This window comes from Pseudomonas sp. SWRI81 (genome assembly GCF_014268545.1).
GTDB lineage: Bacteria > Pseudomonadota > Gammaproteobacteria > Pseudomonadales > Pseudomonadaceae > Aquipseudomonas > Aquipseudomonas hamedanensis.
This window is the reverse complement of record NZ_JABWQS010000028.1, coordinates 42,580-53,743: the sequence shown is the minus strand read 5'-3', so window position 1 is coordinate 53,743 and position 11,164 is coordinate 42,580. Positions and strand designations below refer to the sequence as shown.

General features: G+C 59.9%; 10 protein-coding genes. 9 read left to right on the top strand and 1 reads right to left on the bottom strand.

The window, feature by feature from the left end; genetic code table 11:
* Positions 1 to 133 precede the first annotated feature (133 nt).
* A complete protein-coding gene (gene epsC / locus HU765_RS17840; protein WP_186622023.1) occupies positions 134 to 1,060 on the bottom strand; it encodes a serine O-acetyltransferase EpsC in 927 nt (308 codons plus the stop codon).
* Positions 1,061 to 1,249: 189 nt separating this feature from the next.
* On the opposite strand from epsC, the gene HU765_RS17835 reads away from it, so the two are divergent.
* From HU765_RS17835 to HU765_RS17795, 9 genes are all read left to right on the top strand, one after another.
* Complete coding sequence (locus tag HU765_RS17835) at positions 1,250 to 2,260, top strand: D-cysteine desulfhydrase (protein WP_186622021.1); 1,011 nt, start codon at positions 1,250 to 1,252, stop codon at positions 2,258 to 2,260.
* Positions 2,261 to 2,609: 349 nt separating this feature from the next.
* The gene (tcyJ, locus tag HU765_RS17830) at positions 2,610 to 3,410 is read left to right on the top strand and encodes a cystine ABC transporter substrate-binding protein (RefSeq protein ID WP_186622019.1); all 801 of its coding nucleotides are present in this window, start codon (positions 2,610 to 2,612) and stop codon (positions 3,408 to 3,410) included.
* Positions 3,410 to 4,075, top strand: coding sequence for a cystine ABC transporter permease (gene tcyL, locus HU765_RS17825; RefSeq protein ID WP_186622017.1), 666 nt, complete (start codon positions 3,410 to 3,412; stop codon positions 4,073 to 4,075). The genes tcyJ and tcyL overlap by 1 nt, the downstream gene beginning before the upstream one ends.
* A gap of 4 nt (positions 4,076 to 4,079) precedes the next feature.
* Positions 4,080 to 4,829, top strand: coding sequence for an L-cystine ABC transporter ATP-binding protein TcyN (gene tcyN / locus HU765_RS17820; protein WP_186551515.1), 750 nt, complete (start codon positions 4,080 to 4,082; stop codon positions 4,827 to 4,829).
* Positions 4,830 to 5,302: 473 nt separating this feature from the next.
* Positions 5,303 to 6,067, top strand: coding sequence for a hypothetical protein (locus tag HU765_RS17815; protein ID WP_186622015.1), 765 nt, complete (start codon positions 5,303 to 5,305; stop codon positions 6,065 to 6,067).
* 349 nt (positions 6,068 to 6,416) lie between these two features.
* A complete protein-coding gene (locus HU765_RS17810) occupies positions 6,417 to 7,658 on the top strand; it encodes an SfnB family sulfur acquisition oxidoreductase (RefSeq protein ID WP_186622013.1) in 1,242 nt (413 codons plus the stop codon).
* Between the two features lie 23 nt (positions 7,659 to 7,681).
* Positions 7,682 to 8,875, top strand: a complete 1,194-nt coding sequence (locus tag HU765_RS17805) for an SfnB family sulfur acquisition oxidoreductase (protein ID WP_186622011.1) — start codon at positions 7,682 to 7,684, stop codon at positions 8,873 to 8,875.
* Complete coding sequence (locus HU765_RS17800) at positions 8,875 to 10,233, top strand: LLM class flavin-dependent oxidoreductase (RefSeq protein ID WP_186622009.1); 1,359 nt, start codon at positions 8,875 to 8,877, stop codon at positions 10,231 to 10,233. The genes HU765_RS17805 and HU765_RS17800 overlap by 1 nt, the downstream gene beginning before the upstream one ends.
* Positions 10,234 to 10,353: 120 nt before the next feature.
* Positions 10,354 to 11,163 (top strand): MetQ/NlpA family ABC transporter substrate-binding protein, encoded by an 810-nt coding sequence (locus HU765_RS17795; protein ID WP_186622007.1) that lies wholly within the window; start codon positions 10,354 to 10,356, stop codon positions 11,161 to 11,163.
* Position 11,164 lies beyond the last annotated feature (1 nt).

Sequence of the window (11,164 nt, the reverse complement as noted above, 5' to 3'; positions counted from 1 at the left end):
ACTACCTCGATCCGGCCTGAAAGTCTTTCGTGAGCAAGCCCGCACCCACAGGGGATTTGTGCCGGTCACAGATCCAATGTGGGAGCGGGCTTGCTCGCGAAGAGGTCAGCAGCCGCGAAGCACATTCAGAAGCTTACTTCTGCGTCCCGTCATCATGCTGCAGATTCGCTTGGGTCAGATTGCACCCCGCCGGCACGCTGCGCGTCAGCCACACGTTGCCACCAATGGTCGACCCCTTGCCAATGGTAATCCGCCCAAGAATGGTCGCCCCGGCGTAAATCACCACATCGTCTTCGACGATCGGATGGCGCGGATGGCCCTTTTGCAACTGGCCGTCCTCATCCGCCGGGAAGCGCTTGGCCCCCAGGGTGACTGCCTGATAAATCCGCACGCGTTCACCGATAATCGCGGTCTCGCCGATCACCACGCCGGTGCCGTGATCGATAAAGAAACTGCGGCCAATCTGCGCCCCCGGATGAATATCGATGCCCGTGGCCGAGTGGGCGATTTCCGCGCTGATCCGCGCCAGCAGCGGCAGCCCGGCGCGGTACAAATGGTGCGCCAGACGATGATGGATGACGGCGAGAATGCCCGGATAGCACAACAGCACCTCATCGACACTGCGTGCCGCCGGATCACCGTGATAGGCCGCCAGCACGTCGGTATCGAGCAACGTGCGCAGACCCGGCAATGCCAGGGCGAAATCCTGCACGATCTGGATGGCGCGGGCTTCGACTTCGCTATCGTCCTGCGCGCTGTGCCGGGCGACATAGCGCAGTTCCAGCCGCGTCTGCGCCAGCAACGCGTTCAGCGCGACATCCAGGGTGTGGCCAACGTAGAAATCTTCACTTTCCTCGCGCAGGTCCACCGGACCCAGACGCATCGGAAACAAGGCGCCGCAGAGCGCTTCGAGAATCTCCGCCATCGCCGCTCGCGACGGTAACTCGCGTCCGCCCTGCTCGCCGGAGGCCCGGCCGTTCCGGGCGCGCCATTGATCCCGCGCACTGCGTAGCTGGCCGACGATGGTCTGTAGTTGCCAATGGCTGGAACGCTCGCTCACGGTAAAGACTCCTCACGGGCGGCCGGACTGTCTGGCCGCGTCACCGCAACCACTTTAAGGGATGCCTGCCAAGGCGAATTAAGAACTGATAGTGCTGTGCTCAGTTCGTTTGGCTATAAGCGATTGGCGGTTGCCCCTGCAAAAGGGCGTGCCTATAGTCCGTTTATCTTTCTGCGCCAGTACGGAACCATGTTTAAACAACCGCTCAAACAGCAACTGGAACGCTTTAAACGCCTCGACCTGCTCAGCCACCCCACCCCGCTGGAAAGACTTCCGCGTCTGTCCGCATGGCTCGGCCGCGAGGTGTACATCAAGCGCGATGACCTGACGCCGCTGGCCATGGGTGGCAACAAATTGCGCAAACTCGAATATCTCGCCGCCGATGCGCTGGCCCAAGGCGCCGACACGCTGATCACCGCCGGTGCCTTGCAATCGAACCACGTCCGCCAGACCGCCGCACTCGCCGCCAGGCTCGGCCTCGGCTGCGTGGCCCTGCTGGAAAATCCGCTGGGCACCGATGACAGCAATTACACCGGCAACGGCAACCGCTTGCTGCTCGGTCTGTTCGACACCAAAGTCGAATTGGTCGACAACCTCGACAACGCCGACGAACAACTGGCCGCCCTCGCCGTGCGCCTGCGCAGCAATGGCAAGAAACCCTATCTGGTGCCGATTGGCGGGTCCAACGCACTCGGTGCCTTGGGTTACGTACGCGCAGGTCTGGAGCTGGCTGAGCAGATCAAGGACAGCGGCCTCGATTTCGCCGCGGTGGTGCTGGCCTCGGGCAGCGCCGGGACACACAGCGGTCTGGCGCTGGCCCTGCAGGAAGCGCTGCCACAATTGCCGGTGATTGGTGTGACCGTTTCGCGCAGTGAAGAAGATCAGCGACCGAAGGTGCAGGGTCTGGCCGAACGCACGGCAGAGCTGCTCGGCGTCGAGCTGCCGGCCAGCTTCAAGGTCGAGTTGTGGGATGAATATTTCGCCCCGCGTTATGGCGAACCGAATGCCGGCACACTCGCCGCGGTGAAACTGTTGGCGGGCCAGGAAGGTCTGCTGCTTGACCCGGTCTACACCGGCAAGGCCATGGCCGGCCTGCTCGACGGCATTGGCCGGCAGCGCTTCGAGGACGGCCCGATCATCTTCCTGCACACCGGTGGCGCGCCGGCGTTGTTTGCGTACAAGGATTTTCTGAACACCTGATCCTCCTGGCTGCATAAAAGCCTGTGGCAAGGGAGCTTGCTCCCGCTGGGGTGCGAAACGCCCCGAAACTCAGCCATCACTGAGCTCAATTGGATTGTGGTGGCAGATTTTGCGTCTGCTGCGCAGCCGAGCGGGAGCAAGCTCCCTCGCCACAGATATATTCGATAAAAGACTAAAGGATCAGTAATTTATTATTTTCAAGTCTAACGACGTCGTCATATAGTCTCGCCGCAGGCGAATTTCGGGCGAGACGCATAAGCTGCTTTAAGGCAGGATAGCGCTGTCGTTCAACATCACGAATTTGCCTACTTCCTTAAGCGTCTTCCATAAGAAAACACAGGGGCTTGTCATGAATTTTTCCGCACTACGTCGCACTCTGCTGGTCGGCTCGCTGGGCCTGGCGCTGAGCACCGGCCTGCTCACCCAGGCAGTGGCCGGTGAGCAGTTGCAGCAGATCAAGGACAAAGGCGTTCTGAACGTCGGCCTGGAAGGCACTTACCCACCGTTCAGTTTCGTCGACGAAAACGGCAAGCTGTCCGGTTTCGAAGTCGAGCTCTCCGAAGCCCTGGCACAGAAACTCGGCGTCAAAGCCAAGATCCAGCCGACCAAATGGGACGGCATTCTCGCTGCGCTGGAATCCAAGCGTCTGGACCTCGTGGTCAACCAGGTCACCATCTCCGATGAGCGCAAGAAGAAGTACGACTTCTCTGAACCGTACACCGTCTCCGGCATTCAAGCCCTGGTGCTGAAAAGCAAAGAAGCGGCACTGAACATCAAGACCGCTACTGACCTGTCCGGCAAGAAAGTCGGTGTAGGTCTGGGGACCAACTACGAGCAGTGGGTCCGCGCCAACGTGCCGGGTGCCGATGTGCGCACCTACGACGATGATCCGACCAAGTTTGCCGACCTCAACAACGGTCGCACCGACGCCATCCTGATCGACCGTCTGGCCGCGCTCGAATACGCCAAGAAAGCCCCGAAAACCGTGGCCGCCGGTGAAGCCTTCTCCCGTCAGGAATCCGGTATCGCCCTGCGTAAAGGCGAACCTGAACTGCTGGCTGCGGTGAACAAGGCTCTCGGCGAACTGCGTGCTGACGGCACTCTTGAGAAGCTGTCGAAGAAATACTTCAACGCAGACGTTACTAAATAATGGAAGAAGCTTTCCAACTCGCGCTGGATTCCGCGCCCTTTCTGTTGAAGGGCGCGTACTACACGGTAGTCCTCAGCCTCGGCGGGATGTTCTTCGGCCTGCTGCTGGGCTTCGGCCTGGCGCTGATGCGCCTGTCGCGCTTCAAGTCGGTCAGTTGGCTGGCACGCATCTATGTGTCATTTTTTCGTGGCACGCCGTTGCTGGTGCAGCTGTTCGTAATTTATTACGGCCTGCCACAAATGGGCCTGGAACTCGATCCGCTGCCAGCAGCGCTGATCGGCTTCTCACTGAATATGGCCGCCTACGCCTGTGAAATCCTGCGCGCTGCGATCGGTTCGATCGAACGGGGCCAGTGGGAAGCCGCTGCGAGCATCGGCATGACCCGTGCGCAGACCTTGCGCCGGGCCATCCTGCCGCAAGCCATGCGCACGGCATTGCCGCCGCTGGGCAACAGCTTCATTTCACTGGTCAAGGACACCGCGCTGGCTGCCACCATTCAGGTACCGGAACTGTTCCGCCAGGCGCAGTTGATTACCGCCCGGACTTTCGAAGTCTTCACCATGTATCTTGCCGCCGCGCTGATCTACTGGATTCTGGCCACAGTGCTTTCGCACTTCCAGAACAAGTTGGAAGAGCGGGTCAATCGGCACGACCAGGAGTCTTGACCCCATGATCGTCGTGGAAAAACTGACCAAGCAATTCAAGGGTCAAGTGGTGCTCAACGGCATCGATCTGCAGGTGCAGGAAGGCGAGGTGGTGGCAATCATTGGCCCCAGCGGCTCGGGTAAAACGACGTTCCTGCGCTGCCTGAATTTCCTTGAGGAGCCCAGCAGCGGCCGGATCAAGGTCGGCAATATCGAAATCGATACCCGTCGCCCGTTGAACCAGCAGCAGAGCCTGGTGCGTAACTTGCGCCAGCACGTCGGCTTCGTGTTCCAGAACTTCAACCTGTTTCCCCATCGCACAGCGTTGGAGAACGTCATTGAAGGCCCGATCGTGGTCAAGAAGATGCCACGCGACGAAGCCACTGCCCTGGGCAAAAGGCTGCTGGCCAAGGTTGGCCTCGCCGGCAAAGAGGATGCCTACCCGCGCCGCCTCTCTGGCGGTCAGCAACAGCGCGTGGCGATTGCCCGGGCGCTGGCGATGGAGCCGGAAGTGATCCTGTTCGACGAGCCGACCTCGGCCCTCGACCCGGAACTGGTCGGTGAAGTGCTGTCGACCATCCGCAGTCTGGCTGAAGAGAAACGCACCATGGTGATCGTCACCCACGAGATGGGTTTTGCCCGCGACGTGGCCAACCGGGTAGTGTTTTTCGATAAAGGCGTGATTGTTGAACAAGGTGAAGCCAAAGCACTGTTTGCCAATCCGAAAGAGCCACGCACCCAACAGTTTCTCAGCAAGTTTCTCAACCACGCCTGAGAACTTTCACCGCGCTACCGACAACTTCCACGGATGGAAGTTACCCCCGCCTGATTGAAATATCGCCGCACACTCCTCTCCTGAAAAAACTATCAGACGCGTTAACTATTCATGTTCCGCAATAGATAATCCTTGGCTGGCAACACCTCGATCTGCTGTGAATGCCTGCAGATTAACCCGCGTTAAAAAACATAAAAACGCCTTGGTTACGTGGCTTGTTTCGCCTTCAGGCCGAGGCATTCTGCGGCGCCGCCGTAGGAACTTTCTGATTAACCCGTAATTTACGAGTTAACTAAATCCGTCTATTGACACCGCGACCAACGCCCTCTTATCTAGTCGACAACTGGCCTCTATTAGTTCAACCAACCCGTATTCAACTTGAATAAAAGTTCCAGGTTTTATTGCCAGTTTATTCACGCCCTTTTGTTCTTTCAGAAACGGACTTCGCTGCAAGGCTTCAAGGAGAGAAATCGATGACCCGCACTTCGCATACCCCCGAACTGGCAGCGCCGACTCTGGCGCCAGCGCAAAAAACCGCTATCAACCTGGCCGCCGCGGCACACCTGTTCGTCGAGGTTCCGCCCTACCCCGAAATGGACTGCGGGGACCTCATCGAACTGTTCTGGAACAAGTGCTATGTCGCCTCCCGCGTGCTGACAGCCGAAGACGTCGGCACCACAGTCAGCCTGCGCGTGCCGGAGAGTTTCATCGCCAGCGGCGCCGCGCGCATCCACTACCGGGTCATGCAGGTCGGCCATGGCCCCGCGCTGTCGGCGGCGACTCGGGTGCAGGTCAAACTCGATTGTCCCGGTGGCCAGCCATCGACACTCTGCGGCGATGAAAACCAGCAATTGGCGCCCGTTACCCTCCCCGACGCCATTCGCCGCCAGGGCGTCAATCCGAACCAGATCAAACGCGGCGTGCCGCTGACCATTGAACCCTATGTGAACATGGCCGAAGGTGACGAAATCACCTTGCGCTGGGGCGATGTACGCATGGACCTGACACCGGTCACGGCGGCGGATCTCGACCTGCCGATTCAGGTCTGGGTGCCGCCGGCGGTCATCGTCGAAGCCGGTGAGGATCTACGTCTGGACGTGACCTACTGCGTCATCGACCGGGTCGGCAACAACTCGAACTGGGCGCCACCACGGACGCTGAAAATCGGTTGTGTAAACCCGTACCTCAAGGTGCCGCTGAAACCAGCACTCAAAGCCGCCGAACCCATAAAGAAATGACTGTGACCAGCGGGCCTCGTGGCGAGGGGATTTATCCCCGTTGGACTGCGTAGCAGTCCCTTTCATGGGCTCGCTTCGCAACCCGGCCTGGAAAAATCCCCGCCCCACAAGGATTCCTCGATAAATGGTTAACCAGACAGCCAACACACCCTTCTATACATATTCCTAAAAGTTAGTTTATTTAATTTTTATACACGTTTAGGGTATATGCACCGGACCACCGGACATTCCTTCAATCGTCGCACTTCGCGGCGTTTTTCATGAAATGTGAGGTAGGTAGCATGGTCCGGAACACAATCACCCCAGTGCAGATCGCCAGGGCATTGCGTGCAGCCAGGGAGCGGCGCTGATGTCCAGTCTGGCCGATGCAAACGTCCAGTCGGATCTGGACATCGCCCCACTGTTGTTGCCCGCACAAGTCTTGCGCAACGACGCCCAGGCCATCCAGGCCGCCCGGGAACTGGCGGAGGTCGCTCGCGTACAGGCGGCCAAACGCGATCGCCAGCGCAAGTTGCCGTGGTCGGAAATTGAACAGTTCACCCGCAGCGGCCTGGGCAGTATTGCCATCCCGCGCGCTTACGGCGGCCCGCAGGTTTCGTTCGTGACGCTGGCCGAGGTGTTCGCAATCATTTCCGCCGCCGATCCGGCGCTGGGGCAGATTCCACAGAATCAGTTCGGCATCCTCAATCTGGTGCTCGGCAGCGCCACCGAAGCGCAGAAGAAACAGCTGTTCCAGAGTGTTCTGGAAGGTTGGCGCATCGGTAATGCCGGCCCGGAGCGCGGCACTAAAAACACCCTGGAACTGAAAGCGCGAATCACCGCCGACGGCGACGATTACCTGATCAACGGCCAGAAGTTCTATTCCACCGGCGCCCTGTTTGCCCATTGGGTCGCGGTGAAAGCGCTCAACGATGACGGCAAGCAAGTGCTGGCCTTCGTCCGTCGTGGCACACCGGGTCTGCGCATCGTTGACGATTGGTCGGGCTTCGGCCAGCGCACCACCGCCAGCGGCACGATCTTACTCAACAACGTGCGCGTCGACGCGGCGTTGGTGGTCGACAACTGGAGGATCAACGAAAGCCCGAACACCCAGGGCGCCGTGTCGCAGTTGATCCAGGCAGCAATCGATGCCGGCATCGCCCGTGGCGCCATTGATGATGCGATCGACTTTGTCAAAACCCGCGCGCGGCCATGGATCGATGCCAAGGTCGAGCGCGCCAGCGATGACCTCTACGTGATCGCCGACATCGGCAAACTGAAAATCGAACTGCACGCCGCCGAAGCGCTGCTGCGCAAGGCCGGGCAAGTGCTCGATCAGGTGCACGCCGCGCCGCTCACCGCCGAATCCGCCGCACGTGCCTCGATTGCGGTGGCCGAGGCGAAAGTGCTGACCACCGAAATCTCGCTGCAGGCCAGCGAAAAGCTTTTCGAACTGGCCGGCAGCCGCGCGACTCTCGCCGAATTCAATCTTGACCGCCACTGGCGCAACGCCCGCGTGCACACCCTGCACGACCCGGTGCGCTGGAAATACCACGCGGTCGGCGCCTTTCGCCTGAACGGCACGTTGCCTGCTCGTCACTCCTGGATCTAACGACCAGACATCTGGAGAAGCACATGACTTTTTCTCACCCCGTCGCAGTCATCACCAGCGATGAGCAGGCGCTGATCGTCGCCAGCGACCTGGCCGAAGACTTCAAACGCGACAGTGCCCTGCGCGACCGCGAACGCCGCCTGCCCTTGGCGGAGCTCGAAGTATTTTCCCGCTCCGGCCTGTGGGGCATCAGCGTGCCGAAGGCTTACGGTGGCGCTGGCGTATCCAATGTCACCCTGGCCAGGGTCATCGCGCTGATCGCTCAGGCCGACGGCTCGCTGGGGCAGATTCCGCAGAACCATTTCTACGCACTTGAAGTGCTGCGCGTGAATGGCAGCGACGAGCAGAAACGGCGGCTATACGCCGAAGTCCTCGCCGGCCAACGCTTCGGTAATGCGCTGGCGGAACTGGGCACCAAAACCGCCCACGACCGTGTCACCAGCCTCAAGCGTGACGGTGCTGGCTACCGCATCAATGGTCGCAAGTTCTACGCAACCGGCGCGATCTATGCGCAGCGCATTCCGACGTCCGTGGTCGATGAGCACGGCGTGCAGCAATTGGCTTTCGTCCCGCGCGACAGCAAAGGCCTGACCGTGATCGATGACTGGAGCGGCTTCGGCCAGCGCACCACCGGCAGCGGTTCAGTGCTGTTCGAGGATGTGTATGTAGCGGCTGACGATGTGCTGCCGTTCCAGAGCGCTTTCGAACGCCCGACCACCGTCGGTCCGCTCGCGCAGATTCTTCATGCCGCCATCGACACCGGTATTGCCCGCGCTGCTTACGAGGATGCGCTGCATTTTGTGCGCAGCAAGACGCGGCCATGGATCGACTCGGGGAACGACAACGCCAGCGAAGATCCGCTGACGCTGAAGAGCTTCGGCCACTTGAGCATTCGCCTGCACGCCACCGAAGCCCTGCTCGAACGCGCCGGCGAATTTCTCGATGCCGCGCAAGCCGACACCAATGCCGAGACCGTCGCCGCTGCCTCGATTGCCGTTGCCGAAGCACGGGCGATCAGCACAGAGATTTCTCTCGCCGCCGGCAGCACACTGTTCGAATTGGCTGGCAGTCAGGCCACCCTCAGCGAGCACGGCCTCGACCGTCACTGGCGCAACGCCCGGGTGCACACCCTGCACGACCCGGTGCGCTGGAAGTATCACGCGGTGGGCAACTACTACCTCAACGATGAAAAGCCGCCGCTGCGGGGGACAATCTGATGCCCGCTGCGAAAAAGAAGATCCTGCTCAATGCGTTCAACATGAACTGCATCGGTCATATCAACCACGGCTTGTGGACGCATCCGCGCGATACCTCGACCCGTTACAACACCATTGAATACTGGACAGAACTGGCGCAGTTGCTGGAGCGCGGGCTGTTCGACGGCTTGTTTATCGCCGACATCGTCGGCGTATACGACGTCTACCAGAACTCGGTTGACGTGACGCTGAAAGAGTCGATCCAGTTACCGGTCAATGATCCGCTGTTGCTGGTTTCGGCAATGGCGGCCGTCACCAAAAATCTCGGTTTCGGCCTGACCGCCAACCTCACTTACGAACCGCCGTATCTGTTCGCCCGACGCCTGTCGACGCTCGATCATTTGAGCCGTGGACGGGTCGGCTGGAATATCGTCACCGGTTATCTGGACAGCGCCGCCAAAGCCATGGGCTTGCGCGAACAGGTCGAACATGACCGCCGCTACGACCAGGCCGACGAGTACCTTGAGGTGCTCTACAAACTTTGGGAAGGCAGCTGGGAAAACGGCGCGGTGCTCAACGACCGCGAGCAGCGCATCTATGCGCAGCCCGACAAAGTGCACAAGGTCGAGCATACCGGCGAGTTCTATCAGGTCGAGGGTTATCACCTCTGCGAGCCGTCGCCGCAACGCACACCGGTACTGTTTCAGGCCGGCAGTTCCGATCGCGGTTTGCTCTTCGCCGGGCGTCATGCCGAGTGCGTATTTATCAGCGGCCAGAACAAGCCATCGACCAAAGTGCAGGTCGACAAGGTCCGCGCCAGCGCCGTAGAAGCCGGGCGCAACCCCGAAGATATCAAGGTGTTCATGGGCCTCAACGTGATCGTCGGCGCCACCGAAGAAGCGGCGTGGGCCAAGCACGCCGAGTACCTGAGCTACGCCAGTGCCGAGGCAGGCGTGGCGCATTTTTCCGCATCGACCGGCATCGACTTTTCCCAATACCAGATCGACGAACCGATCCAGTACGTGAAGAGCAACGCCATTCAATCGGCGACGAAAAACCTGCAGAACAACGACTGGACCCGACGCAAGTTGCTCGACCAGCACGCGCTCGGTGGTCGCTACATCACCGTGGTCGGCTCGCCCGGGCAAGTCGCCGATGAACTGGAAGCGTGGATCGCCGAAACCGGTCTGGACGGCTTCAACCTGACCCGCATTGTTACCCCGGAGAGCTACGTCGACTTCATTGAGCTGGTGATTCCGGAGTTGCAGCGGCGCGGCTCCTACAAGACCGCTTATGACAGCGGCACCTTGCGCGAGAAGTTGTTTCACCAAGCGGCGCAGCTGCCAGATCAACACACCGGATCTTCGTACAGGCATTAAAAAGCTTCGCGAGCAGGCTCACTCCTACAGGGGAACGCATTCCAAATGTAGGAGCGAGCCTGCTCGCGATGAGGCCCGCCCAGACACCACAAATTCATGCACTGACTGGAAAAAACCATCATGACCAAGAAACTCCTGTCCCACCCAGTCAAAGCACTGGCCCTGGCCTTCGGCCTGTTCAGTTCGGCGGTGTTCGCCGCCGATGCGCCGCTGAAAATCGGCACCACCGCCGCGTTTGCCATCCCTCTGGAAGCCGCCGTCGAGGAGGCCTCCAAACAAGGTCTGAAAGTCGAACTGGTGGAGTTCACCGACTGGATCGCGCCGAACGTCAGCCTCGCCGCCGGCGACATCGACGTGAATTATTTCCAGCACATCCCGTTTCTGGAAAACGCCAAAGCCGCGTCAGGTTTTGACCTGGTGCCGTTCGCACCGGGAATCATCAACAACGTCGGCCTTTATTCGAAGAAATACAAAAGCTTCGATGAGCTGCCCGAAGGCGCTAGCGTCGCCATCGCCAATGACCCGATCAACAGCGGTCGCGGTCTGCAATTGCTGGCCAAGGCCGGGTTGATCACGCTGAAACCGGGGGTGGGCTACAAAGCCACCGAGGACGACATCGTCGCCAACCCGAAAAAGATCAAGATTCTGCAAGTCGAAGCCGTGCAACTGGTGCGCGCCTATGACGATGCCGATCTGGTCCAGGGCTACCCGGCCTACATTCGCCTGGCGAAGACTTTCGATGCCGGCTCGGCGCTGCTGTTTGACGGCCTCGATCACAAGGAATACGTAATCCAGTTCGTCATCCAGCCGAAGAGCAAAACCGATCCGCGCCTGATCAAGTTCGTCGATATCTACCAGCATTCGCCGGTGGTGCGCGCCGCGCTGGATAAGGCCCACGGCAAGCTGTATCAAGCCGGCTGGGAAAGCTGAG

Excerpts from the sequence above, each read along its gene's own strand:
- HU765_RS17815 (WP_186622015.1), top strand. The coding sequence starts at position 5,303 with ATGACCCGCACTTCGCATACCCCCGAACTGGCAGCGCCGACTCTGGCG.
- tcyJ (WP_186622019.1), top strand. The coding sequence starts at position 2,610 with ATGAATTTTTCCGCACTACGTCGCACTCTGCTGGTCGGCTCGCTGGGC.
- HU765_RS17795 (WP_186622007.1), top strand. The coding sequence starts at position 10,354 with ATGACCAAGAAACTCCTGTCCCACCCAGTCAAAGCACTGGCCCTGGCC.
- HU765_RS17805 (WP_186622011.1), top strand. The coding sequence starts at position 7,682 with ATGACTTTTTCTCACCCCGTCGCAGTCATCACCAGCGATGAGCAGGCG.
- HU765_RS17835 (WP_186622021.1), top strand. The coding sequence starts at position 1,250 with ATGTTTAAACAACCGCTCAAACAGCAACTGGAACGCTTTAAACGCCTC.
- HU765_RS17800 (WP_186622009.1), top strand. The coding sequence starts at position 8,875 with ATGCCCGCTGCGAAAAAGAAGATCCTGCTCAATGCGTTCAACATGAAC.
- tcyL (WP_186622017.1), top strand. The coding sequence starts at position 3,410 with ATGGAAGAAGCTTTCCAACTCGCGCTGGATTCCGCGCCCTTTCTGTTG.
- tcyN (WP_186551515.1), top strand. The coding sequence starts at position 4,080 with ATGATCGTCGTGGAAAAACTGACCAAGCAATTCAAGGGTCAAGTGGTG.
- HU765_RS17810 (WP_186622013.1), top strand. The coding sequence starts at position 6,417 with ATGTCCAGTCTGGCCGATGCAAACGTCCAGTCGGATCTGGACATCGCC.